At 71.3% G+C, this 23,809-nt stretch carries 19 protein-coding genes, 2 tRNA genes and 1 pseudogene; 4 read left to right on the plus strand and 18 right to left on the minus strand.

The features are described 5' to 3' along the window. Nucleotides 1-18: 18 nt before the first annotated feature. The 9 genes from rodA to ACSUPT_RS08915 form a co-directional block, all read right to left on the minus strand. Complete coding sequence (rodA, locus tag ACSUPT_RS08875) at nt 19-1,221, minus strand: rod shape-determining protein RodA (RefSeq protein WP_365728298.1); 1,203 nt, start codon at nt 1,219-1,221, stop codon at nt 19-21. A 9-nt stretch (nt 1,222-1,230) separates the two neighbouring features. Beyond that, complete coding sequence (gene mrdA / locus ACSUPT_RS08880; RefSeq protein WP_351967795.1) at nt 1,231-3,423, minus strand: penicillin-binding protein 2; 2,193 nt, start codon at nt 3,421-3,423, stop codon at nt 1,231-1,233. 88 nt (nt 3,424-3,511) lie between these two features. Beyond that, the gene (mreD, locus tag ACSUPT_RS08885; protein WP_436943987.1) at nt 3,512-4,192 is read right to left on the minus strand and encodes a rod shape-determining protein MreD; all 681 of its coding nucleotides are present in this window, start codon (nt 4,190-4,192) and stop codon (nt 3,512-3,514) included. Between the two features lie 4 nt (nt 4,193-4,196). Further along, entirely contained in the window at nt 4,197-5,201 is a 1,005-nt protein-coding gene (gene mreC, locus ACSUPT_RS08890) for a rod shape-determining protein MreC (protein WP_436943989.1), read from the minus strand. A gap of 99 nt (nt 5,202-5,300) precedes the next feature. After that, on the minus strand, nt 5,301-6,320 hold the full coding sequence (locus ACSUPT_RS08895) for a rod shape-determining protein (RefSeq protein ID WP_023588717.1): 1,020 nt from the start codon (nt 6,318-6,320) through the stop codon (nt 5,301-5,303). A gap of 260 nt (nt 6,321-6,580) precedes the next feature. Then, on the minus strand, nt 6,581-6,994 hold the full coding sequence (gene ndk / locus ACSUPT_RS08900) for a nucleoside-diphosphate kinase (protein WP_351967792.1): 414 nt from the start codon (nt 6,992-6,994) through the stop codon (nt 6,581-6,583). Nucleotides 6,995-7,154: 160 nt separating this feature from the next. Continuing rightward, on the minus strand, nt 7,155-7,508 hold the full coding sequence (locus ACSUPT_RS08905) for a DUF4233 domain-containing protein (protein ID WP_361656570.1): 354 nt from the start codon (nt 7,506-7,508) through the stop codon (nt 7,155-7,157). 5 nt (nt 7,509-7,513) lie between these two features. After that, nucleotides 7,514-9,037: a bifunctional tetrahydrofolate synthase/dihydrofolate synthase gene (gene folC / locus ACSUPT_RS08910; RefSeq protein ID WP_365729607.1), complete on the minus strand. Its 1,524-nt coding sequence runs from the start codon at nt 9,035-9,037 to the stop codon at nt 7,514-7,516. Nucleotides 9,038-9,320: 283 nt separating this feature from the next. Further along, nucleotides 9,321-11,942, minus strand: a complete 2,622-nt coding sequence (locus ACSUPT_RS08915; RefSeq protein ID WP_361656564.1) for a valine--tRNA ligase — start codon at nt 11,940-11,942, stop codon at nt 9,321-9,323. Nucleotides 11,943-12,080: 138 nt separating this feature from the next. Between ACSUPT_RS08915 and ACSUPT_RS08920 the strand changes: the two genes are divergently transcribed. Next, nucleotides 12,081-13,070 carry a hypothetical protein gene (locus ACSUPT_RS08920; RefSeq protein ID WP_361656561.1) on the plus strand — a complete coding sequence of 330 codons (990 nt, stop codon included), beginning with the start codon at nt 12,081-12,083 and terminating at the stop codon, nt 13,068-13,070. Nucleotides 13,071-13,145: 75 nt separating this feature from the next. On the opposite strand, the gene clpX is transcribed toward ACSUPT_RS08920, so the two are convergent. From clpX to ACSUPT_RS08945, 5 genes are all read right to left on the minus strand, one after another. Next, a complete protein-coding gene (clpX, locus tag ACSUPT_RS08925) occupies nt 13,146-14,429 on the minus strand; it encodes an ATP-dependent Clp protease ATP-binding subunit ClpX (RefSeq protein WP_023588711.1) in 1,284 nt (427 codons plus the stop codon). Between the two features lie 159 nt (nt 14,430-14,588). Next, nucleotides 14,589-15,248 carry an ATP-dependent Clp protease proteolytic subunit gene (locus tag ACSUPT_RS08930; protein ID WP_351967787.1) on the minus strand — a complete coding sequence of 220 codons (660 nt, stop codon included), beginning with the start codon at nt 15,246-15,248 and terminating at the stop codon, nt 14,589-14,591. A gap of 73 nt (nt 15,249-15,321) precedes the next feature. Continuing rightward, nucleotides 15,322-15,927, minus strand: coding sequence for an ATP-dependent Clp protease proteolytic subunit (locus tag ACSUPT_RS08935; RefSeq protein ID WP_023588709.1), 606 nt, complete (start codon nt 15,925-15,927; stop codon nt 15,322-15,324). Between the two features lie 236 nt (nt 15,928-16,163). Beyond that, nucleotides 16,164-17,558: a trigger factor gene (gene tig / locus ACSUPT_RS08940; protein ID WP_351967786.1), complete on the minus strand. Its 1,395-nt coding sequence runs from the start codon at nt 17,556-17,558 to the stop codon at nt 16,164-16,166. Nucleotides 17,559-17,756: 198 nt separating this feature from the next. After that, nucleotides 17,757-17,833, minus strand: a tRNA-Pro gene (locus ACSUPT_RS08945). Nucleotides 17,834-17,972: 139 nt separating this feature from the next. On the opposite strand from ACSUPT_RS08945, the gene ACSUPT_RS08950 reads away from it, so the two are divergent. After that, nucleotides 17,973-18,043: transfer RNA gene (locus ACSUPT_RS08950), tRNA-Gly, on the plus strand. Nucleotides 18,044-18,194: 151 nt separating this feature from the next. Here the strand turns inward: ACSUPT_RS08950 and ACSUPT_RS08955 are convergent. Next, a complete protein-coding gene (locus tag ACSUPT_RS08955) occupies nt 18,195-18,389 on the minus strand; it encodes a hypothetical protein (protein ID WP_351967785.1) in 195 nt (64 codons plus the stop codon). Between the two features lie 405 nt (nt 18,390-18,794). Here ACSUPT_RS08955 and ACSUPT_RS08960 point away from each other — a divergent pair, with 405 nt between their 5' ends. Continuing rightward, nucleotides 18,795-19,976 (plus strand): acyltransferase family protein, encoded by a 1,182-nt coding sequence (locus tag ACSUPT_RS08960; RefSeq protein ID WP_436943995.1) that lies wholly within the window; start codon nt 18,795-18,797, stop codon nt 19,974-19,976. Here ACSUPT_RS08960 and ACSUPT_RS08965 read toward each other — a convergent pair. Further along, nucleotides 19,963-20,412, minus strand: a complete 450-nt coding sequence (locus ACSUPT_RS08965; RefSeq protein ID WP_436943997.1) for an HD domain-containing protein — start codon at nt 20,410-20,412, stop codon at nt 19,963-19,965. The two genes, ACSUPT_RS08960 and ACSUPT_RS08965, sit on opposite strands and share 14 nt — an antisense overlap. Nucleotides 20,413-20,444: 32 nt before the next feature. Then, nucleotides 20,445-21,593: a PP2C family protein-serine/threonine phosphatase gene (locus ACSUPT_RS08970; RefSeq protein ID WP_351967782.1), complete on the minus strand. Its 1,149-nt coding sequence runs from the start codon at nt 21,591-21,593 to the stop codon at nt 20,445-20,447. Between the two features lie 106 nt (nt 21,594-21,699). On the opposite strand from ACSUPT_RS08970, the pseudogene ACSUPT_RS08975 reads away from it, so the two are divergent. Next, nucleotides 21,700-22,928: pseudogene (locus tag ACSUPT_RS08975) on the plus strand (GNAT family N-acetyltransferase). A 70-nt stretch (nt 22,929-22,998) separates the two neighbouring features. Here the strand turns inward: ACSUPT_RS08975 and ACSUPT_RS08980 are convergent. After that, complete coding sequence (locus ACSUPT_RS08980; protein WP_351967780.1) at nt 22,999-23,808, minus strand: Fpg/Nei family DNA glycosylase; 810 nt, start codon at nt 23,806-23,808, stop codon at nt 22,999-23,001. Nucleotide 23,809: the final 1 nt, after the last annotated feature.

The raw sequence follows: 23,809 nt of genomic DNA on the forward strand, positions 1-23,809 counted from the left end.
ACGAGCCGTCGTCCGGGCCTATGCCGTTATCGGCCGCTGGGAGCGGATGGACTGGAGCAGGCCGACGGCGATCCACACGGCGAACATGGACGAGCCCCCGTACGAGACGAACGGCAGCGGCAGGCCCGCGACGGGCATGATGCCGAGGGTCATGCCGATGTTCTCGAACGACTGGAACGCGAACCACGCGATGATCCCGGCCGCGACGACCGTGCCGTACAGCTCGGTCGTCTCGCGGGCGATGCGGCAGGCGCGCCACATGACGACGCCGAGGAGCGCGATGATCGTGCCCGCTCCGAGGAAGCCGAGCTCCTCGCCGGCGACGGTGAAGATGAAGTCGGTCTGCTGCTCGGGGACGAACTGGCCGGTCGTCTGGTGGCCGTTGAAGAGGCCCGCGCCGTACAGCCCGCCGGAGCCGACGGCGATACGGGCCTGGTTGGTGTTGTAGCCGACGCCGGCCGGGTCGAGTTCGGGGTTGGCGAACGCGGCGAAGCGGTTGATCTGGTACTCGTCGAGCACGCCGAGCGCGGCCACCAGGACGGCGCCGCCGATCCCCGCGCCGATCAGGCCGAAGACCCAGCGGTTGGACGCGCCGGAGGCGAGCAGCACGCCGAGGACGATCACGACCATCACCATCACGGACCCGAGGTCCGGCATCAGCATGACGATCGCCATCGGGATGACGGCGAGGACCAGGGACTTGGCGACGGTCCGGTGGTCGGGGTGGAGCTGGTCCCCGGCGTCCACGCGGGCGGCGAGCAGCATCGCCATGCCGAGGATGATCGTGACCTTCACGAACTCGGATGGCTGGAGGGAGAAGCCCCCGCCGAGGACGATCCACGCGTGGGCGCCGTTGATGGTGGCGCCCAGCGGTGTGAGGACCAGCAGCACCAGCACGACGGACAGCACGTACAGGAAGGGCACCGCGCCGCGCAGGGTGCGGTGGCCCAGCCAGATCACGCCGACCATCAGGACGATGCCGATGCTGGTGTTCAGCAGGTGCTTGAAGAGGAACGAGTACGGGTCGCCCTGGGTCAGCTCGGTGCGGTTGCGGGTGGCGGACCACACCAGGAGCGCGCCGACGAGGGACAGGGCCAGCGCCGAGAACAGCAGCGGCCAGTCGAGGCGGCGCACCAGCGAGTCGCGGGCGGTGAGCCTGGCCCACAGCCCGCCCGGCTCGGGCCCGTAGCGGGGGACGGAGAAGTCGTTGTTTCCGGGCATGGTGGTCTCTCAGTCCCTCCAGACCGGGGGCGGGCCGGCGAGGCCCTGCTGTCCGTCGCCCTGTCCCGTGCCGTCCTTGGGCTTCTGCGAGTTCGGGTCGTACGGCTTGATCGGCGGCGCCTCGATGGAGCCGTCCGGCTGGATCTTCGGCAGGTCCTTCTGCGGCTTGGGCAGCAGGGCCCGCTTGAGGTCCTGGTTGCCCGCGTCGTCGAGGCCGTAGATGGCGTCGTAGATGTTGCGGACGGCGGGGCCGGAGGCGCCGGAGCCGGTGCCGCCCTGGGAGATCGTCATGACGATCGTGTAGTCGTCGGTGTACGTGGCGAACCACGAGGTGGTCTGCTTGCCGTACACCTGGGCGGTGCCGGTCTTGGCGCGCATCGGGATCTTGTCCTGCGGCCAGCCGCCGAACCGCCAGGCCGCGGTGCCGCCCGGTTCGACGACGGAGCGCAGGCCCTTGTCGAGGTCCTTGAGGGTCTGGGCGTCGACGGGGAGCCGGCCGCTCGGCTTGGGCGTGATCTGCTGGACCTTCTTGCCGTCGGGGCTGATCAGGGCCTTGCCGATGGTGGGCCGGTAGAGGGTGCCGCCGTTGCTGATGGCGGCGTAGGCGGTGGCGAGCTGGACGGGCGTGATGAGGACGTCGCCCTGGCCGATGGCGAAGTTGATGCTGTCGAACGCCTTCAGCTGGTTGCCCTCCAGGCAGTTCTCGTACGCGATCTGCTCGACGTAGCTGCCGCCCTTCTTGCCCTGCTTGCACCAGGAGTCCTTGTTGGCCTCCCAGAACCGCTGCTTCCACTGGCGGTCGGGGATACGGCCGGTGACCTCGTTGGGCAGGTCGATGCCGGTCTCGGAGCCGAAGCCGAAGTCGTGGGCGGTGCGGTAGAACCAGTCGTGGGCGTCCTTGTTCGGCTTGAGCCCGCCGTCGCGCTGCCACTCCTTGTGGCCCAGCGCGTAGAAGACGGTGTTGCAGGAGTACTTGAGGGCGTCGCCGAGGGTGATGGGGCCGTGCCCCTTCGACTCGAAGTTGGCGAAGCTGCGGCCGCCGAGGCTGTACGACGCGGAGCAGTTGTACCGGTCGTTGAAGGGGTAGCCGGCGCGGACGGCGGCGCTCGCGGAGACCACCTTGAAGACCGAGCCGGCGGGCGACTGGCCCTGGATGGCCCGGTTCAGCAGCGGGTAGTTGGAGTTCTTGCTGGTGAGCCGGGCGTACTCCTTGCCGGAGATGCCGCCGACCCAGGCGTTGGGGTCGTAGTCGGGCTGGGAGGCCATCGCGACGACGCGGCCCGTCTTGGACTCCATGACGACGACGGCTCCCGCGTCGGCCTTGTACTTCTCCCCGGTGACCTTGTCGGTCTCCTGGCGGACCGCCTTCATCGCCTGCGCCAGCTCGTACTCGGCGACGGCCTGGACGCGGGCGTCGATGGAGGTGACGAGGGTGGAGCCGGGGATGGCCGGGTCGTTCTCCGCCTCGCCGAGGACGCGCCCGAGGTTGTCCACCTCGTAGCGGGTGACACCGGCCTTGCCGCGCAGGTACTTGTCGTAGGTGCGCTCGATGCCGGAGCGGCCGACCTGGTCGGAGCGGAGGAACGGCGAGTCGGTGTCCTTGGCCTTCTCGATCTCCTCGTCGGTGACGGGCGACAGATAGCCGAGGACCTGCGCGGTGCGGGCCTTGCCGGGGGCCGGGTAGCGGCGTACGGCAGTGGGCTCGGCGGTGATGCCGGGGAAGTCCTCGGCGCGCTCGCGGATCTGGAGGGCCTGCTGGGTGGTGGCCTCGTCGGTGACGGGGATCGGCTGGTAGGGCGAACCGTTCCAGCAGGGCTGCGGGGTCTTGGAGTCGCAGAGGCGGACCTTGTCCATGACCTCCTTGGGCGTCATCCCGAGGACGCCGGCGAGGCGGGTGAGCACGCCCTTGCCGCGGTCCTTCATCCGCATCAGCTCGGTCCTGGAGGCCGAGACGACCAGGCGGGTCTCGTTGTCGGCGAGCGGCACCCCGCGGGCGTCGAGGATGGTGCCGCGCACGGCGGGCTGGACGACCTGCTGGACGTGGTTGTTCCGCGCCTCGTTCGTGTACTCCTCGCCGTTGCGGATCTGGAGGTACCAGAGCCGGCCGAGGAGGGTGAGGAGAAGCGAGAAGACGAGGACCTGGATGACGATGAGGCGGATCTGGACCCGTGGGGTCCGGCCCGTCTCCGGGATGTTGCTCACGACTCCCTCCCCTGGACGTCGTCGTTGGCTCGTGCCGCTGCTGTCGGGCGTGTCGTCGCGTGCCGCTCGGGTCGCGTCCGGGCCGGCGTCACAGGCGCTTGACCCCCTTGATGCGGGCGGCGCGGGCGGCTCTGCCGCGGGCCGCGCGGGCGCGCAGCCCGCCGCGCAGCCCGCCGCCGCGCCGGTCGCCCAGGCGCAGCCCGGTGCCGCCGGCGGTCAGGCCCGCGGTGACCGTGCCGGTGGCCGCGGCGGACTCGGCGATCGGGTCGCCGTCGGCGCGCCGCGCGAGCGCCATGATCCACGGCACCGTGAACGGCGCGAGCAGCAGGTCGTAGACGACGGCGGTGAGGATCAGCGAGGCGAGGCCGACATGGCGGGCGCCGGTGTCGCCGACGAGGGCGCCCACGCCCGCGTACAGCAGCGTGGAGCCGATCGCGGCGGCGACGACCATCACCATCGGGCCGGTCGCGGAGCGGGGCTGGCCGGTCTCGGGCCGGGTGAGGCCCGCGACGTAGCCGATGACGCACAGCACCAGCGCGTACCGTCCGGCGGCGTGGTCGGCGGGCGGCGCGAGGTCGGCCAGCAGCCCGGCGGTGAAGCCGATGAGGGCGCCGCTGACGTGCCCGTACACCATCGACAGGCCGACGACGGTCAGCAGCACCAGGTCGGGCACGGCGCCGGGCAGGTGGAGGCGGGCGAGCACGGACACCTGGACCACGAGCGCGACGACGATCAGGGTGCCGGAGAGGAGGAACCGGTTGAAGCGCATGGGACTACTCCTCGTCGGGACGGGGCGTGACGCCGGGCACGGGCTGGGCGTTCATCCGCTCGTCCCGCTCGCCCTGCGGCTGCTCGCCCGGGGGCTGCTCGCCGTCCGGGGACGGGGTGACCGTGACGGTGACCGTGGGGGCGGGCTTCGGCTTGGCGGGCAGGACCGTGTCGCGCGGGTCCGTGCGGGGCGCCTGGACGACGACGCCGACGATGTCGAGGCGGCTGAACCCGGCGTACGGGCGGACGAACAGCCTGCGGGTCAGCTCGCCGCTGGACGGGTCGACGCGGATGACCTCGCCGACGGGGACGCCCGGCACGAACGGGCGGTCCGCCTGGGAGCCGAAGGTGACGAGCCGGTCGCCGGGCTTCACCTTCGCCTTGCCGTTGAGGAGCTGCACGGACAGCGGGCGGGCGCCCTGGCCGGTGGCGAAGCCCAGTTCGTTGGTGCGCTCTATCCGCGTGCCGACCGTGAAGTCCGGGTCGTTGGCGAGGAGGACGGTGGCGGTCGAGGGGCCGACGGTGGTGACCCGGCCGACGAGCCCGTCGCCGTTGATGACGGTCATGTCGCGGCGGATGCCGTCCTGGGCGCCCGCGTCGATGGTGACCGTCCAGGAGAAGCCCTGCGCGGCCCCTATGGCGATGACCTCGGCGGCCTTGATCCCGTACTGCCCCGCGCCGGCCGTGCGGAGCAGCTTGTCGAGCTCCCTGAGGCGGTTGCGGTTGCGGTCGTCGCTGCCGAGCTTCGCCTTCAGCTCGGCGTTCTCCCTCTCCAGCTGCGCGATGCGGCTGTGGCGCTCGCCGGAGTCCCGTACGGCCCCGATGGCGTTGCCGATCGGGTCCACAGCGGACGCGACGCTGTTCTCGACCGGGCCGAAGACGGTGGCGGCGGCCCGCCGTGCTCCGTCGACCGGTGAATCCTCACCGCCGCGGATGTCCACCGTGATCAGCGCGAACGCGACGGCGACCAGAAGCGCCAGAAGCAGCCGGCTCTCTTTCGTGTCCCTCACGTGGGGCGGCCGTGCCTTCCTCGTAGGAATGTTTGTGCCGTTATACCAACGATCAGCCGTACGGGCCCGACAGCACCCGTACGGCTGACCGTGTACGCGCTACCTGCGGGGCTGGGCGTCCAGGACCTGCTGCAGCGCCTCGAACTCCTCGACGCACTTGCCCGAGCCGAGCGCCACCGAGTCCAGCGGGTCCTCCGCGATGTGGATGGGCATGCCGGTCTCCTGGCGCAGCCGCTCGTCGAGGCCGCGCAGCAGGGCGCCGCCGCCGGTGAGGACGATGCCGCGGTCCATGATGTCGCCGGACAGCTCCGGCGGGCACTTGTCGAGCGTCGTCTTCACCGCGTCCACGATGGCGTTGACCGGCTCCTCGATGGCCTTGCGGACCTCCGAGGCGGAGATGACGACGGTCTTCGGCAGGCCGGAGACGAGGTCGCGGCCGCGGATCTCGGTGTGCTCCTCCTCGCCGAAGTCGTGCGCCGAACCGATGGTGATCTTGATCTGCTCGGCGGTGCGCTCGCCGAGGAGGAGGCTGTACTCCTTCTTGACGTGCTGGATGATCGCGTTGTCCAGCTCGTCGCCGGCGGTCCGGATGGACTGCGCGGTGACGATCCCGCCGAGGGAGATGACGGCGACCTCGGTCGTGCCGCCGCCGATGTCGACGACCATGTTGCCCGTGGCCTCGTGGACCGGCAGGCCGGAACCGATGGCGGCCGCCATGGGCTCCTCGATGATGTGCACCTGCCGGGCGCCGGCCTGGGTGGACGCCTCGATGACCGCGCGGCGCTCGACGCCGGTGATGCCGGAGGGCACGCAGACGACGACGCGCGGGCGGGCGAGATAGCGGCGCTTGTGGATTTTCAGGATGAAGTAGCGGAGCATCCGCTCGGTGATCTCGAAGTCCGCGATCACCCCGTCCTTCAGCGGCCGCACCGCGACGATGTTGCCGGGGGTCCGGCCGATCATCTTCTTCGCCTCTGCGCCGACCGCCAGGATGCCACCGGTATTGGTGTTGATGGCGACGACCGACGGTTCGTTGAGGACGATGCCGCGACCCCTGACGTACACCAGCGTGTTGGCGGTCCCGAGGTCGACAGCCATGTCACGGCCGATGAACGACATTGAGTTCCCCTTGTTTCCCATGAGGAGCGTCGGGCCTTCCCATAGAGCGTTGACGGCTTCTCAGGACGGCGCGCTGGATCGTGTGGAGCGGAGGATTCCATCGTAGTGCCGCTTCCGCGAACACGGCGCGGTGGTCCGCCTCTATATAGGTGACGAGGTGTCGGTGCGATGCGTTCCCGGTCCGCCTCGTCATATGCCGCGGGGCGACCGAAATTCCACTCGGTCGCCCCAGGGCGTCGGCGCGTATGGCTGACAGAAGGTCAGGAAAGGCCGGGGAAGAAAATCTTCATCTCCCGGATGGCGGACTCCTCGGAGTCCGAGGCGTGGATCAGGTTCTCCCGGACGATGGTGCCGAAGTCCCCCCGGATGGAGCCGGGCGCCGCGGCGATCGGGTCCGTCGGGCCGGCGAGCTGCCGCACGCCCTCGATGACCCGCTCGCCCTCGACGACCATCGCGACGACGGGGCCGGAGGACATGAACTCCACGAGCGGCTCGTAGAAGGGGCGGCCGATGTGCTCGGCGTAGTGCTGCTCCAGGATCGCCCGGTCGAGCGAGCGCAGCTCCAGCGCGCTGATGGTCCAGCCGGCCTTGCGCTCGATGCGGCCGATGATCTCGCCGATCAAGCCGCGGCGGACGGCGTCCGGCTTGAGGAGGACGAGGGTGCGCTGGGTCATGGTGTACGGCTCCTTGAAGGCCGGGGTGTGCGGTTCCGCCAGAGGTTACCCGGTGTGACGGGCGCCGCGGCACCCGCCTCCCACCGTCGTACGGCCCCGGCCCGGCGCCACCGGGCCGGGGCCGGGGCTGCGGCCCGGCGCCACCGGGCCGGAGCCGGGCCTACTGGGCGGGGGCCTCGGTCTCCTGCTGCGCCGCCCACTTCGCCTTCGCCTCGTCGATCTTGCGGCCGAAGTGGATGGACGCCCACCACAGGCCCGCGAACAGCGCGCCGAGGAAGAACATGATCGGCACGACGAAGCCGCTCAGGATGAGCGCGATCTGCAGGGCCCAGCCGAGCTGGAGGCCGCCCGGACGGGTGATCATGCCGCACAGGAGCACGGACAGCGCCATCGCGATACCGCACACGGTCCACACCGTGCCCATGGCGAGGCTGTCGTCCTTCATCGCGACCAGCCCCGCGAAACCGATCACGAAGAACTCGCCGATCAGCGTCGAGGCGCAGAGCGTACGCATGGGTGTCAGCCCTTCCGCAGGAGCAGCCGGGCTTCCCCGACCGTGATCACCGAACCGGTCACCAGCACGCCCGCGCCGGCGAACTCGCCCTCTTCCTCGGCGAGCGTGATGGCCGCCTCCAGGGCGTCGTCCAGACGGGGCTCGACCACCACCCGCTCCTCGCCGAAGACCTCCACGGCGATGGCCGCGAGCGCGTCGGGGTCCATGGAGCGGGGCGTGGAGTTCGCCGTGACGACGATCTCCGCGAAGATCGGCTCGAACGCCTCCAGCAGGCCCCGCACGTCCTTGTCGCCGCTCGCGCCGACCACGCCGATCAGCCGGGAGAAGCCGAACGCCTCGCGGATGCCCTCGGCGGCGGCCTGCGCGCCGGCCGGGTTGTGCGCGGCGTCCAGGACGACGGTGGGGCTGCGGCGTACGACCTCCAGGCGGCCCGGCGACGCGGTGGACGCGAAGGCGCGGCGGACCGTGTCGATGTCCAGGGGGCGGGCGTGCTGGGCGCCGATCCCGAAGAACGCCTCGACGGCGGCGAGCGCCACGGCGGCGTTGTGCGCCTGATGCGCCCCGTACAGGGGGAGGAAGACGCCCTCGTACTCGCCGCCGAGGCCGCGCAGGGTGAGGAGCTGGCCGCCGACGGCGACCTCGCGGGAGACGACGCCGAACTCCATGCCCTCGCGGGCGACGGTGGCGTCCGCCTCGACGGCCTTCTTCAGCAGCACCTGCGCCGCGTCGACCGGCTGCTGGGCGAGGATGACGGTGGCGCCCTGCTTGATGACCCCGGCCTTCTCGCCGGCGATCTCGGCGGGCGTGGTGCCGAGCCGGTCGGTGTGGTCGAGGGAGATCGGGGTGACGACGGCGACCGAGCCGTCGATGACGTTCGTCGCGTCCCAGGTGCCGCCCATGCCGACCTCGACCACGGCCACGTCGACCGGGGCGTCGGCGAACGCGGCGTACGCCATGCCGGTGAGGACCTCGAAGAAGGACAGCCGGAATTCCTGGCCGCTGTCGACCATCTCGACGTACGGCTTGATGTCGCGGTACGTCTCGACGAACCGCTCCGCGTCGATGGGCGCGCCGTCCAGGCTGATCCGCTCGGTGATCATCTGGACGTGCGGCGAGGTGTAGCGGCCGGTGCGCAGCTCGAACGCGCCGAGCAGCGACTCGATCATGCGGGCGGTCGACGTCTTGCCGTTGGTGCCCGTGATGTGGATGGAGGGGTACGACCGCTGGGGCTCGCCCAGGACGTCCATGAGGGCGGCGATCCGCTGGACGGACGGCTCGAGCTTGGTCTCGCCCCAGCGGGTGGAGAGCTCCTGCTCGACCTCGCGGAGCGCCTTGTCGACCTCCGGGTCGGCGGGCCGCGTCGGCACGGGGTCGCCCTGCGGCGGGCCGGCCTGGGCGCGCAGGGTGCGGCTGCCGGCCTCGATCACCGCCAGGTCGGGGTCTCGGTCTGTCTCAGCGCCGACGATGCCGTCGAAGTCGGCGAAGTCGTCGCTGTCCGGGTGGTCGCTGGACGGGGGCTGCTCACTCACGCGTCCAGTCTACGGAGGGCCGCCGGCACCGCCGGTCGCCGCCCCGCGCGCGGCGGCGGGACGGCGCGCGGCCGTACGGCGACGGGACCACCGGGTGCGGCCGCGGGCCGGGCGAGGGACGGCGGCGGGGCGACCGGGTGCGGCCGCGGGCCGGGGGCGCGGGACCGTTCCGTACACACGGGCAGGGGCCCCGGAACCGGTCGGTCGGTTCCGGGGCCCCTGCCCGTGTGTCTGCCCGGCTGTGCGGGGCGACCCGCCCCGCGGTCGCCGCGCCCGTGGCCGGTCAGGCCTGCGGGAGGCTCGCCAGCTGGGCCTGGATGCGGGCGATGTCCGCTTCCGCCTTGGCGAGCCGGGTGCGGATCTTCTCCACGACCTGGTCGGGCGCCTTGGCGAGGAACGCCTCGTTCCCGAGCTTGCCCTCGGCCTGCGCCTTCTCCTTCTCGGCCGCGCCCAGGTCCTTCGTCAGGCGCTTGCGCTCCGCCTCGACGTCGATCGTGCCCGACAGGTCGAGCGAGACCGTGGCGCCGGCGACCGGGAGGGACGCCGTGGCGTGGAAGCCCTCGCCCTCCGGCTGGAGGCGCAGCAGCTGGCGGATGGCCGCCTCGTGCGCGACGAGCGGGGTGCCGTCGAGCTCCAGGCGGGCGGGGACCTTCTGGCCGTCCTTGAGGCCCTGGTCCTTGCGGAACCGGCGGACCTCGGTGACGACGCCCTGGACGAGCTCGATCTCCCGCTCGGCCGCGTCGTCGCGGAAGCCGCTGTCGGCCGGCCACTCGGCGACGACGAGGGACTCGCCGCCGGTGAGGGTGGTCCACAGGGTGTCCGTGACGAACGGGACGACGGGGTGCAGCAGGCGCAGCATCACGTCGAGGACCTCGCCGAGGACGCGCGCGGAGACCTTCGCCTGCTCGCCGCCCGCGAAGAACGTCGTCTTGGACAGCTCGACGTACCAGTCGAAGACCTCGTCCCACGCGAAGTGGTAGAGCGCCTCGCTGAGCTTGGCGAACTGGAAGTCCTCGTAGTACGCGTCGACCTGGGCGACGGTCTTGTTGAGGCGGGAGAGGATCCAGCGGTCCGTGGCGGACATCCGGTCGGCGTCCGGGAGGGGGCCCTCCACGGTCGCGCCGTTCATCAGCGCGAAGCGCGTGGCGTTCCAGATCTTGTTGGTGAAGTTCCGGGACGCCTGGACCCAGTCCTCGCCGATCGGCACGTCCGTACCGGGGTTGGCGCCCTTGGCGAGGGTGAAGCGGACGGCGTCGGAGCCGTACGCGTCCATCCAGTCCAGCGGGTCGACGACGTTGCCGAACGACTTCGACATCTTCTTGCCGCGCTCGTCGCGGACGAGGCCGGTGAGGGCGATCGTCTTGAACGGGACCTCGCCGTCCATGGCGTACAGGCCGAACATCATCATCCGGGCGACCCAGAAGAAGATGATGTCGTGGCCGGTCAGCAGGACGTCGGTCGGGTAGAACTTCGCGAGGTCCGGGGTCCGGTCGGGCCAGCCGAGCGTGGAGAACGGCCACAGGCCGGAGGAGAACCACGTGTCGAGGACGTCGGTGTCCTGCGTCCAGCCCTCGCCGGTGGGCGGCTCCTCGTCCGGTCCGACGCAGACGACCTCGCCGTCCGGGCCGTACCAGACGGGGATGCGGTGGCCCCACCACAGCTGGCGCGAGATGCACCAGTCGTGCATGTTGTCCACCCAGTCGAAGTAGCGCTTCGACATGTCCTCGGGGTGGATCGCGACGCGGCCGTCGCGCACGGCGTCGCCGGCGGCCTTGGCGAGCGGCCCGACCTTGACCCACCACTGGAGGGACAGCCGGGGCTCGATGGTGGTGCTGCACCGGGAGCAGTGGCCGACGGAGTGGACGTACGGGCGCTTCTCCGCGACGATGCGGCCCTGCTCGCGCAGCGCGCCGACGACGCTGGAGCGCGCCTCGAAGCGGTCCAGGCCCTGGAAGGGGCCGTGGACGGTGATGATGCCGCGCTCGTCCATGACGGTGAGCGACTCCAGGCCGTGGCGCTGGCCGATGGCGAAGTCGTTCGGGTCGTGGGCGGGCGTCACCTTGACGGCGCCGGTGCCGAACTCGGGGTCGACGTGGGTGTCCGCGACGACGGGGATCGTACGGTCCGTCAGCGGCAGCTTGATGCGCTTGCCGACGAGGTGCTTGTAGCGCTCGTCGTCGGGGTGGACGGCGACGGCGGTGTCGCCGAGCATCGTCTCGGCGCGGGTGGTGGCGACGACGAGGCTGTCCTCGCCCTCGCCGTAGCGGATGGAGACGAGCTCGCCGTCGTCCTCCTGGTACTCCACCTCGATGTCGGAGATGGCCGTGAGGCAGCGGGGGCACCAGTTGATGATGCGCTCGGCTCGGTAGATCAGCTCGTCGTCGTAGAGGCGCTTGAAGATGGTCTGGACGGCGCGGGAGAGGCCCTCGTCCATGGTGAAGCGCTCGCGGTCCCAGTCGACGCCGTCGCCGAGCCGGCGCATCTGGCCGAGGATCCTGCCGCCGTACTCCTCCTTCCACTGCCAGACGCGGCGGACGAACTCGTCGCGGCCGAGGTCGTGGCGGGACTTGCCCTCCTCGGCGAGCTGCTGCTCGACCTTGTTCTGGGTGGCGATGCCGGCGTGGTCCATGCCGGGCAGCCACAGCGCCTCGTAGCCCTGCATGCGCTTGCGGCGCGTGAGGGCGTCCATGAGGGTGTGCTGGAAGGCGTGGCCCAGGTGGAGGCTGCCGGTGACGTTCGGCGGCGGGATGACGATGGTGTACGGGGGCTTGTCGCTCGTGGCGTCGGCCTTGAAGTAACCGCGCTCTACCCAGCTCTCGTACAGCTTCCCCTCTACCTCGGCCGGCGCGTACTGGGTCGGCAGTTCGGGGACGGATGCTGGCTGATGCTGAGTGTTCTCGGTCACGGGCCCAGTTTAGGGGTGTCACAGCCGCGTACTGAAACGGGAATGTTCCGTGACGGTGCGCACCCCGTGGCCCTCGGGGGTCGCCCCTTCGGCCAAGATGTGAGCAACGCATAAACGTCTGGATGGGGGAACCCCTTAATGAGCTACAACCAGCCGGGCCCGTACCCCGGGCAGCCCCAGCAGCCCGGCCCCTACGGCCAGCCGGGCCCCTACGGTCAGCCGGGTCCCTACGGCCAGCCCCCGCAGGCGCCACAGCAGCCCGGGTACGGCTACCCGCAGCAGGCCCCGCCGCCGCAGCCCGGCTACGGGTACCCGCAGCAGCAGCCGCCCGCCCCGTACGGCCAGCCGGGCGGCTACGGCCAGCCCGGTCAGCCCGGCTACGGCCAGCCGCCGCAGCAGCCCCCGTACGGCGCCGGCCCCGGCTACCCGGGTGCGCCGGTGCCGCCGCAGGCCCCGAAGAAGAAGACGGGCCTGATCATCGGCGTGACCGCGGGCGTGGTGGCGCTCGGCGTGGGCGCGTGGTTCGTGTTCGGGGGCCTGGGCGGCGTGGAGGACGACGGCCCGCACAAGCTGGCGACGCCGGAGACCGTGCTGGGCGGCGAGTACAAGCGCGCCAGCAAGGACGGCGCCGGCTCCGAGAGCGGCTCCTTCAAGGAGGACCTGGAGAAGGCGGGTGTGCAGAACGCGACTTCCGTGACGGGCACCTACTTCACGGTGGACCCGACGAAGATCGACCTGTCCGACCCGTCGAAGTCGCCGGAGCTGATGACGGCCAAGTCGGTGTCCTTCAACGGGGTGTACGGCAAGATCGCCGAACCGGAGAAGACCCTCGACTCGTACTTCGCCGGGATCCGCGCGGAGGCGGAGAAGGACAAGGACAGCAAGGTCAAGCTGCTCGGGTCCCCGACGAAGATGTCCCCCGACGGCTTCAACGGTGTGATGAAGTGCCAGTCCATCCAGGGCCAGAACCTCACGACCAAGCAGGAGCAGACGAGTTGGTTCTGCGCCTGGGCGGACTACAGCACCTTCGCCGTGGTGTCCGCCGGCGAGGCGACGAGGGGTCTCGGCAAGGACGCGGCCGCGAAGATCACGGCCGACCTGCGCAAGGAGATCCGGGTCAAGGCCTGACCTCGGGAGCGCAACGGCGAAGGGCGCCCGCCCGGTTCGGTGGACCGGTCGGGCGCCCTTCGCCGTACGGGGGTGCTACGCGCTCTTCTCGTGGCGGCCCTGGTCCTTGACGACGCGGGGCACCAGGGTCGGGTTGACGTTGTTGTGGACGACGTCCTCGGTGATGACGACGCGGGCGACGTCCTTGCGGGACGGGACCTCGTACATCACCGACATCAGGACCTCCTCCATGATGGCGCGCAGGCCGCGCGCGCCGGTGCCGCGGAGGATGGCCTGGTCGGCGATGGCCTCCAGGGCGGGGCGGTCGAAGTCCAGCTCCACGCCGTCGAGTTCGAAGAGGCGCTGGTACTGCTTGACCAGGGCGTTGCGCGGCTCGACCAGGATCTTGAGGAGGGCCTCGCGGTCCAGGTTGTGCACGGAGGTGATGACGGGGAGGCGGCCGATGAACTCCGGGATCATCCCGAACTTCACCAGGTCCTCCGGCATGACCTCCTGGAACTGGTCGCTGGCCTCGATCTCCCGCTTGGAGCGGATCGTCGCGCCGAAGCCGATGCCCTTGGCGCCGGCCCGCGACTCGATGATCTTCTCCAGTCCGGCGAAGGCGCCGCCCACGATGAACAGGACGTTCGTCGTGTCGATCTGGATGAACTCCTGGTGCGGGTGCTTGCGGCCGCCCTGCGGCGGGACGGAGGCCGTGGTGCCCTCCAGGATCTTCAGCAGGGCCTGCTGGACGCCCTCGCCCGACACGTCGCGGGTGATGGACGGGTTCTCGCTCTTGCGGGCCACCTTGTCGATCTCGTCGATGTAGATGATGCCCGTCTCGGCCTTCTTGACGTCGTAGTCGGCCGCCTGGATGAGCTTGAGCAGGATGTTCTCGACGTCCTCGCCGACGTACCCGGCCTCGGTGAGCGCGGTGGCGTCCGCGATGGCGAACGGGACGTTGAGCATGCGCGCCAGCGTCTGGGCGAGCAGCGTCTTGCCGGAGCCCGTGGGGCCCAGCAGGAGGATGTTGGACTTGGCGAGCTCGATCGCGTCGTCCCTGCCCTGCGCGCCGCCGTTCTCGCCGGCCTGGACGCGCTTGTAGTGGTTGTACACCGCGACCGAGAGCGCCTTCTTCGCCGGCTCCTGGCCGACGACGTAGCTCTCCAGGAACTCGTAGATCTCGCGGGGCTTGGGGAGTTCCTCCCACCGCACCTCGCTCGTCTCGGCGAGCTCCTCCTCGATGATCTCGTTGCAGAGGTCGATGCACTCGTCGCAGATGTACACACCGGGGCCTGCGATGAGCTTCTTCACCTGCTTCTGGCTCTTTCCGCAGAACGAGCACTTGAGCAGGTCGCCGCCATCACCGATGCGTGCCACGAGGTGCTTCCCCTTCGCCTGGGAGCGGCTTGTTCGCAGCCGACTCCTGGTGCCTCATATCCGACGGTACCTTGCCGGGCCCCCCGTTCGGGCCCCCCTTGGCACGGTTCGCGCCGACGGGGGGCCGCCGGAGGGTCCGTGCCAAGGGAAGGTCGGGCGTCAGGCCGCCGCGGCCGCCGTGCTCTTGCGGGTCGAGACGATCTGGTCGATCAGGCCGTACGCCAGGGCGTCCTCGGCCGTGAGGATCTTGTCGCGCTCGATGTCGTCGCGGATCTTCTCGATCGGCTGCGTGGAGTGCTTGGCCAGCATCTCCTCCAGCTGCGTGCGCATCCGGAGGATCTCGTTGGCGGCGATCTCCAGGTCGGAGAGCTGCTCGCGGCCGGTGCCGCCGGAGGGCTGGTGGATCAGCACGCGGGCGTTGGGCAGGGCCATGCGCTTGCCGGGGGTGCCGGCGGCGAGGAGGACGGCCGCCGCGGAGGCCGCCTGGCCCATGCAGACGGTCTGGATGTCCGGCTTCACGAACTGCATCGTGTCGTAGATCGCCGTGAGGGCGGTGAAGGAGCCGCCGGGGCTGTTGATGTAGACCGAGATGTCGCGGTCGGGGTCCATCGACTCCAGGCACAGCAGCTGCGCCATGACGTCGTTGGCGGAGGCGTCGTCGATCTGGACGCCGAGGAAGATCACGCGCTCTTCGAAGAGCTTGGCGTACGGGTCGTACTCGCGCACGCCCTGGGAGGTGCGCTCGACGAAGCGGGGGACGACGTAACGGTTGTCCACCTGCGGGCCGGTGTAGAGGCCGCTCGCGGAGAAGTTGCTCATGGGGTGTTCACCATCCTGGTGGCGTTCGGCGGGCTGCTGGGCGGGGGCTGTCGGTGTGGCGGGGCGAGGGCGCTCAGGCGCCGGTGCCGCCACCGCCCGGAACGCCCGAGGCGGCGGAGATGATCTCGTCGATCAGGCCGTACTCCTTGGCCTCGTCCGCGGTGAACCAGCGGTCGCGGTCGCCGTCGCGGATGATCGTCTCGACGGTCTGGCCCGAGTGGCGCGCGGTGATCTCGGCCATGCGCCGCTTGGTGCGGAGGAGGTACTCGGCCTGGATCTTGATGTCCGAGGCGGTGCCGCCGATGCCGGCGGAGCCCTGGTGCATCAGGATGTCGGTGTTGGGCAGCGCGAAGCGCTTGCCCGCGGTGCCGCCGGTCAGCAGGAACTGCCCCATGGAGGCGGCCATGCCCATGCCGATCGTGACCACGTCGTTCGGGATGTACTGCATGGTGTCGTAGATCGCCATGCCCGCCGTCACCGAGCCGCCGGGGCTGTTGATGTACAGGTAGATGTCCTTGTCCGGGTCCGCGGCAAGGAGCAGCATCTGCGCGGTGATCTTGTTGGCGATGTCGTCGTCGACCTGCTGGCCGAGGAAGATGATGCGCTCGCCGAGCAGCCGGTTGTACACATGGTCGCCGAGGCCACCACCGATGGACGGCTCACCCGCGGCGTAAGGCATCAGATTCGTCACGTATCCACCTGCTCGTCTCTGACGGCTGCGGCCGTCTCAGCGTCTGTCGTACTGGGGGCGGGTACTCCCCTGCCCTCGTATTCATGGACCCTAACGCGCAGGTGGGCGGGCGCCATCCCGGTTCCCGAACTGTTCGCTGGGAGCGCAAGGTTCCTTGAGTACGGCGGCGGGCCCCGGCCGCACGTGGCGTCCGGAGCCCGCCGCGGAGCTCAGGGCGAGGCTGATCAGGCCTCGGACTTCTCCTCGGCCTTCGCCTCGGTGTCGTCGCCGCCCTCGGAGGCCTCGACGGTCTCGGCCGTCTCGTCCTCGTCGTCGTCCATGACGACCGGCTCACCGTTGGTGTCGGTGACCTTGGCGGACTCGACCACGAGGGCCAGGGCCTTGCCGCGGGCGACCTCGCCGACGAGCATCGGGACCTGGTTGCCCTGGACGACGGCCTGGGCGAACTGGTCGGGGCTCATGCCGGAGGAGGCGGCGCGGCGCATCAGGTGCTCGGTCAGCTCGTCCTGGTTGACGTTGAGCTTCTCCTTGGAGACGAGCTCGTCCAGGATGAACTGGGTCTTGATGCCCTTGACCGCCTGCTCCTTGGTCTCGGCGTCGAACTCCTCGACCGTCTTGCCCTGGAGCTCCAGGTACTTCTCCAGCGTGAGGCCCATCTGGCCGAGCTGGTGGTGCTCCAGGTTGTGCTTGCGGGTGTTGACCTCGTCCTCGAGGAGCTTCTCGGGGATCGGGACCTCGACCAGCTTCAGCAGCTCGTCGAGGACGCGCTCCTGGGCCTGGGTGGCCTGGTCGTACTGCTTCATGTTCTCGAGGCGCTTGCGGCTGTCGGCCTTCAGCTCGTCGAGGGTGTCGAACTCGCTGGCCATCTGGGCGAACTCGTCGTCCAGCTCGGGGAGCTCGCGGGCGGCGACCTGGGTGACCTTGACGGTGACCTCGGCCTCCTTGCCCTCGGCGGAGCCGCCCTTCAGCGTGGAGGTGAAGGTGGCCTCGCCGCCGGCCTCCAGGCCGGTCACGGCCTCGTCGATGCCCTCCAGCAGCTCACCGGAGCCGATCGTGTACTGCACGCCGGTGGCGACGCCGTCCGGGAGGACCTCGCCGTCGACCTTGGCCTCCAGGTCGATCGTCACGACGTCGCCCTCGGCGGCGGCGCGCTCGACCGGGGAGGTGGACGCGAAGCGCTCGCGCAGCTGCTGCACGGACTTCTCGACGTCCTCGTCGGTGACCTCGACGGCGTCGACGGTGACCTCGATGCCGGAGTAGTCCGGGATCTCGATCGTCGGGCGGATGTCGACCTCGGCGGTGAAGGCCAGCAGCTCGCCGTCCTTCAGCTCGGTGATGTCGACCTCGGGCTGGCCCAGCGGGTTGACCTCGGCCTCGTTGACCGCCTCGGTGTAGAGCTTCGGAAGGGCGTCGTTGACGGCCTCCTCCAGCACCGCACCACGGCCGAACCGCTGGTCGATGACCCGGGCCGGGATCTTGCCCTTGCGGAAGCCCTTGACCGTGACCTGCTGGTTGATCTTCTTGTACGCCGCGTCGAGGCTGGCCTTGAGCTCCTCGAAGGGCACCTCGACAGTGAGCCGAACCCGAGTCGGGTTCAGGGTCTCCACGGCGCTCTTCACGGTTCGGTCTCCTTGGTGGCTGATTCTGGGATTCTGCCGGGGCGCTGACTGCGGCGGCCCAGCCGATCGGCCCGGTCAGAGAGACACACGGGCACGTAGCTTGCATAGTAACCGCAAGGAGTACGGCCCCGACAACGTGATCTTGGTTGCGGGCGGCGCGGGTCCGGTGGCCTCGCGGCGCCCGTGAGGCGGCTGTCGTGGTCGGGGTGGCGGGATTTGAACCCACGGCCTTCCGCTCCCAAAGCGGACGCGCTACCAAGCTGCGCCACACCCCGTCGGTGCGACACGTAGGGTACATGGCCGCGGGCTCTGCGTCGGCACTTTGAAGGGGTGTGCGACCTGGTGCGGGAACCCGCTACGATGCTCTACGTGGCGCGGCCGTCGCTCCCCGGGGCGACGCGCGGTGTGCCGCAGGCGGGCGTAGCTCAATGGTAGAGCCCTAGTCTTCCAAACTAGCTACGCGGGTTCGATTCCCGTCGCCCGCTCTGTACGGAGAGCCGGCCCCGCCGGGTGAGTGATCACCCGGCGGGGCCGGCTGCGTTTCCGGGCGCGCCTCGCGGCAGGTTTCCGGGTGCCTCGCGGCGGCGTTCCCGGGCGGCCGGCCGCGGTGTTCCGGCGGCGCCGGCAGGCGGCGCGCTAGAAGCTGATCCTGCTGATGGACGCCGCTATGTCGGTCAGGATCTTGTTGATCGTCGGCCCGACGCCCGAGGACGCCAGGAAGAAGCCGAACAGGGCGGCGACGACGGCGGGGCCCGCCTTGATCGAGCCGCCCCGGATCATCACCACCAGGACGATCAACAGCAGCAGCACCACGGACAGCGAAATGGCCATGACTGATCCCCTCGGTCGGCCCGACTGGTCGGCCCGGGGGTACACGGCCCGGCACACCCCCGCACACGTTCATCGTGCCACCAACAGCCCCTTCCATGCCGCCGTCTGACGGATCGTGGACGCCCGGCGGGACCCGGGGCGGCGGGCGGCCCGGCCGGCCCCGCGTCCCGCGGGAATTCCGCAACGGAATGCGGGGTGATCTCCGCAGCGCGCCCGCATGTCCGTCACAGGAAATTCAACGGGGGTGCGCGGGGCCGCTGCGGCTGCGGATATGAAGGGCGGACCAGTGAGCGATGTGGGGCTTTTGTGCGGGATTTGTCGTGGCATTCCGGGCATCACATCCGATGGAGTGATGTGCTTTTCCGGGTTTTCGCGAGGGCGCGGGGCCGGGCTAGGGTGCCTCGAATGTTCCAGCCACCCCGGGAAAAGCAGAGTCAGCGGGATCCCTTCTTCGACAACGCGAAATACCTGGCGATCGTGCTCGTCGCGGTGGGTCACGCGTGGGAGCCGGTCATGGAGGGGAGCCGGGCGACGCGGGCGCTGTACATGCTCGTGTACGCCTTCCACATGCCGGCGTTCGTGATCATCTCCGGCTACTTCTCGCGGAGCTTCGCCGGCCGCCCCGACCAGCTGAGACGGCTCGTGGGCGGGGTCCTCGTGCCCTACCTGGCGTTCGAGGTGGCGTACACGCTGTACCGGCGGTGGGCCGAGGACGCGCCGCAGCAGGCGTTCTCCCTGACGGACCCGTTCTATCTGACCTGGTTCCTGCTCGCGCTGTTCGTGTGGCGGCTGTCCGCCCCGCTGTGGCGCGCCCTGCGGTACCCGCTGCCGATCGCCGCGGCCGTCGCGGCGCTGGCCTCGCTGACCCCGCGCATCGCGGCGGACCTCGACCTCCAGCGGGTCCTGCAGTTCCTGCCGTTCTTCGTCCTCGGCCTGTCGCTGCGGGAGGAGCACTTCCGGATGGTGCGGCGGCGGGCCGTGCGGCTGGCGGCCGTGCCGGTCGCGGTGGCCGCGGCCGCCGGGGCGTACGCGGTGGCCCCGCACGTGCGGATGGGCTGGTTCTACCGGAACACCAGCGCCCAGGAGCTGGGGTACGCCTGGTGGGCGGGGCCGCTGGCGACGGCCGCGCTGGGCGCCGTGGCGCTGGTGCTGACGGCGGCGTTCCTGGCGTGGGTGCCGTCGCGGCGGACCTGGTTCACCGTGCTGGGCGCGGGGAGCATCTGCGGCTATCTGCTGCACGGGTTCGCGGTGAAGGCGCTGCAGTACTGGAAGCTGGTCGACGCGCACCCCGTGCTGGCCACGCCCGCCGGGCGGGTCGGACTGACGCTGGCGGCGGCCGCGGCGGTGACGCTGATGTGCACCCCGCCGGTGCGGAGCGCGCTGCGGTGGGTGACAGAGCCGCGCCTGGAGTGGGCGTTCCGCCGGGGGTCGGCCGGGGCTCCGCGGACGGACGGGGCGGCCGGCGCGCCGACGTCCGGTGCTTCGGGGGCGGCGGCCGGTGCCGTGTCCGGTGGCGGCCCGGACCCGGCCGGTGACGGGGCTGCGGGGCGCCGGGCGGTGGCCGCCGGGGCGGTCAGCCGGAGGTGAGGCCGAGGAGCCGCCGTACGCGCGCGTACTTGGCGGTCAGCCGGGTGCGGGTCGGCTCGTCCAGGACGGCGAGCCGGTCCGGGTCCGCGTTGTGCGCGAGGTCGGCCTCCTTGACGAGGAGGGCGCCGGGCACCGCGAGGACGCGGGCCGTGTAGTCCGCGAGGTCCTCGCCGGGGCGCTTGGTGAGGGCCAGCACCATGTCCTTCACCGACTGCGGCAGCTCCAGCTCCGCGAGCCGGCGCTCGGACAGGGCGCCGTCCTCGACCGCGTCGTGCAGCCAGGCGGCGGCGATCTGCTCGTAGCTGCCGCCCCGTGCCCGGACGCCCTCCGCGACGGCCCGGAGGTGCTCCGCGTAGGGGCGGCCCGCCTTGTCCGTCTGCCCGGCGTGGGCGCGGTGGGCGAGGGCTTCGACCTGCGGCAGGGAGAGGTGCGGCATGGGGCGACTGTACGCGGGCGTGCCGCGCGGGGTCAGGCGTCGCGGGAGATCAGCAGCAGCGCGCGGTCGTCGTTGACGTCCTTGGCGCATGCCTCGATGAGGTGCCAGGCCGCGCCCCGGAAGCCGGCGGTGACATACCGGTCGGCCTCGCCGGTGAGCCGGTCGATGCCCTCGGCGATGTCCCGGTCGGCGGCCTCGACCAGCCCGTCGGTGAACAGCATCAGCACGTCGCCGGGGCGCAGGGTGCCCTTGACCGGGTGGAACTCGGCGCCGTCGTAGACGCCCAGCAGCGGCCCGTCGCCCGCCTTCTCCTCCCAGCGGCCGGTGCCCGCGTGGAGCTGGAGGGCCGGGAGGTGGCCGGCGGACAGCAGTTCGTAGTCGCCCGACTCCAGGTCGAGGACCAGGTGGATGGAGGTGGCGAAGCCCTCCTCCCAGTCCTGGCGCAGCAGGTAGCCGTTGGCGGCGGGCAGGAAGCCGTGCGGCGGCAGGGAGCCGAGCAGCCCGCCGAACGCGCCGGACAGCAGCAGCGCGCGGGAGCCGGCGTCCATGCCCTTGCCGGACACGTCGGTGAGGACGGCTTCGAGGGTGCGGCCGCCGTTGGTGCGGGCGGCCACGACGAAGTCGCCGGAGAAGGACTGGCCGCCCGCCGGGCGCAGGGCCATCTCGCGGTGCCAGCCCTTGGGCAGCGGTGGCAGGGCGCTCTGGGCGCGGATGCGTTCGCGCAGGTCGAAGAGCATGGTGCCGCCGCGCCGCCAGGGCACGCCGACGCGGGCCCGGAACTGGGCGATGAGCAGGCCGAACAGTCCGCCCGCCGCGACGACGAGGACCGTTCCGGGGGTGACCCGGGCGGCGCCCTCCGTGTACGGGCCGAGGGCGGCCGACTCGATGATCAGGGCGGCGGCGGCAGCGGCGTACAGGCCCAGCAGGCTCGCGGGGCGCAGCACGAGGCCGCCGGCGACGATCGGGAGGACGAGGGCCTCGGGGGCGCACCACACGGGGGTGGCGATCGTGGCGAGCATGATCGCCGGGATGGTGAGGAAGAGGCCGACGAGCGCGATCCAGTCGGCGCCGTCGCCGCGGAAGTAGTCCACGGCGGATCGGCGCAGCGCGACGCGGGCCCGCTGCACCGCCTTGCGGTACCGGGCCGCGTACGTGTCCGTTCGTGGTGCGCTGCGGGCCATTGGCCTGGACCCTATCCACCCGCGCGGCCCGCGTGCAGGGGACCCCCGTGACATTGCGTTCGAAATCGGGTCGCACGGCGGCGCCGCGGGCTGATACGGATGGCATATGACGTCTGAGCCGAAGGTCCTCGCCCCCGCCGAATGGGACGTGTGGTACGAGCAGTTGGAGCGCGCGTTCGGGGGTGTGCCCGAGTCTCCGGAGGAGCGCGCTCTGTGGAGGGCGCTGACCGAGTGCGAGCGTTCGCTGGGCGTGTGGGACGGGACGTGTGCGTCGGCACGGCGGGGGCGTTCTCGTTCCGGCTGTCCGTGCCGGGCGGGGCGGTGGTGCCGGCGGCCGGGGTGACGATGGTGAGCGTGGCGCCGACCCACCGCAGGCGGGGCGTCCTCACCTCGATGATGCGGCGCCAGCTGGACGATGTGCGTGCCTGGGGAGAGCCGCTGGCCGTGCTGACGGCGTCGGAGCCGGACATCTACGGGCGGTTCGGCTACGGCCTGGCGGCGCAGCGGATGCGCGCCGAGATCGACACGGTACGGGTGCGGCTGTCCGTTCCGGAGGGGACGGACGGCGTACGGCTGAGGCTCGCGCGCCCGGAGGACGTGGCCGCGGAGTGCGAGGCGGTGTACGCGCGGTCGGTGCCGCTGCGGCCCGGCATGACGGAGCGGCGGCCCGGCTGGGAGGCGCTGCCGCTGCTGGACCCGCCGTCGCGGCGGGGCGGCGCGTCGCCGCTGACGTGCGTGGTGGCGGAGCGGGACGGGCGGATCGCGGGGTACGCGCTGTACCGGGTGCGGCCGGACTTCGACGAGGCCGGTGCGGCCGGTGTGGTGGTACTGGAGCACTTGGGGGCGCTCGACCCGGTGTCGTACGCCGCTCTGTGGCGCTATCTGTTCGAGATCGATCTGACGACGACCGTCACGGCCGGCAACCTCCCGGTGGACGACGCCTGGCAGCATCTGGTGTCGGACGTGCGGCGGTGCGCGACCGCGGTGCGCGACGGGATGTTCGTACGGCTGGTGGACGTGGGCGCGGCGCTGGAGGCGCGGACGTACCAGGCGCCGGTGGACGTGGTGTTCGAGGTCGCGGACGACTTCTGCCCCTGGAACGCGGGGCGTTGGCGGCTGACCGGGGACGGCAAGGGCGCCCGGTGCGTGCGGACGGACGAGGCGCCGGAGCTGGCGCTGTCGGTGCGGGAGCTGGGTGCCGCGTACCTGGGCGGGTTCACGCTCGCGTCGCTGGCGCTGGCCGGGCGGGTGCGGGAGCTGCGGGAGGGCGCGCTGGCGGAGGCGTCGGTCGCGTTCGGCTCGCAGCACGCGCCCTGGCTGCCGCACGGGTTCTGAGCGCCGCCGGGGAACCGCGGTGCCCCGGCGGCGGGCGCCGGCGGCGCCGGCCCGGGGCGCGGGCCCCGGGTCAGCGGCGCTGGCAGGTGGGGCACCAGAAGAGGTTGCGGGCGGCGAGACCGGCGGTGCGGATCTCGCCGCCGCAGATGTGGCAGGGCTGTCCGGCCCTGCGGTACACGTACACCTCTCCCCCGTGGTCGTCCACCCGCGGCGGGCGGCCCATCGCCTCGGGGGTGTGCTCGGGGCGCACGGTGTCGATGCGGTTGGCGCGGACGCCCTCGCGCATCAGCGCGGCCAGATCCTGCCAGATCGCGGTCCACTCGCGCTCGGTGAGGTCCTTGCCCGCGCGGTACGGGTCGATGCCGTGCCGGAAGAGGACCTCGGCGCGGTAGACGTTGCCGACGCCGGCGATGACCTTCTGGTCCATCAGGAGCGCGGCGATCGTCGTGCGGGAGCGGGAGACGCGGCGCCAGGCGCGCCCCGGGTCGTCGCCGTCGCGCAGCGGGTCGGGGCCGAGCCGGTCGTGTATCGCCCGCTTCTCGGGGTCGGTGATCAGCGCGCAGGCGGTGGGGCCGCGCAGGTCGGTGTACGCCCCGTCGTGGGCCAGGCGCAGCCGCACCGTGTCGGTGGGCGGCGGCACGGGGGCGCCGCCGAAGGTGACCTTGCCGAAGAGGCCGAGGTGGATATGGACCCACTCCCCCGCGCCGAAGCCGAGGAACAGGTGCTTGCCGTGCGCCTCGGTGCGCTCCAGGACGGTGCCGTCGAGCAGGGCCGCGGCGTCGGAGAACTTGCCCTGCGGGCTGGTCACCCGCACGGCGCGGCCGCCGAACCGTTCCCGGTAGTCGGCGGCCAGCCGGTGGATCGTATGCCCTTCGGGCACG

This window comes from Streptomyces sp. SudanB25_2051, from assembly GCF_964272635.1.
In the GTDB taxonomy this organism is placed as follows: domain Bacteria; phylum Actinomycetota; class Actinomycetes; order Streptomycetales; family Streptomycetaceae; genus Streptomyces.

Bases quoted from the DNA above. Each gene is read 5' to 3' on its own strand.
- ACSUPT_RS08960 (WP_436943995.1), top strand. From the start codon at position 18,795: ATGTTCCAGCCACCCCGGGAAAAGCAGAGTCAGCGGGATCCCTTCTTC.
- ACSUPT_RS08895 (WP_023588717.1), bottom strand. From the start codon at position 6,320: ATGTCGTTCATCGGCCGTGACATGGCTGTCGACCTCGGGACCGCCAAC.
- ACSUPT_RS08920 (WP_361656561.1), top strand. From the start codon at position 12,081: ATGAGCTACAACCAGCCGGGCCCGTACCCCGGGCAGCCCCAGCAGCCC.
- ACSUPT_RS08930 (WP_351967787.1), bottom strand. From the start codon at position 15,248: ATGAGCAACTTCTCCGCGAGCGGCCTCTACACCGGCCCGCAGGTGGAC.
- ACSUPT_RS08965 (WP_436943997.1), bottom strand. From the start codon at position 20,412: ATGCCGCACCTCTCCCTGCCGCAGGTCGAAGCCCTCGCCCACCGCGCC.
- ACSUPT_RS08905 (WP_361656570.1), bottom strand. From the start codon at position 7,508: ATGCGTACGCTCTGCGCCTCGACGCTGATCGGCGAGTTCTTCGTGATC.
- mreD (WP_436943987.1), bottom strand. From the start codon at position 4,192: ATGCGCTTCAACCGGTTCCTCCTCTCCGGCACCCTGATCGTCGTCGCG.
- ACSUPT_RS08935 (WP_023588709.1), bottom strand. From the start codon at position 15,927: ATGCCTTACGCCGCGGGTGAGCCGTCCATCGGTGGTGGCCTCGGCGAC.
- rodA (WP_365728298.1), bottom strand. From the start codon at position 1,221: ATGCCCGGAAACAACGACTTCTCCGTCCCCCGCTACGGGCCCGAGCCG.
- ndk (WP_351967792.1), bottom strand. From the start codon at position 6,994: ATGACCCAGCGCACCCTCGTCCTCCTCAAGCCGGACGCCGTCCGCCGC.
- ACSUPT_RS08955 (WP_351967785.1), bottom strand. From the start codon at position 18,389: ATGGCCATTTCGCTGTCCGTGGTGCTGCTGCTGTTGATCGTCCTGGTG.
- ACSUPT_RS08970 (WP_351967782.1), bottom strand. From the start codon at position 21,593: ATGGCCCGCAGCGCACCACGAACGGACACGTACGCGGCCCGGTACCGC.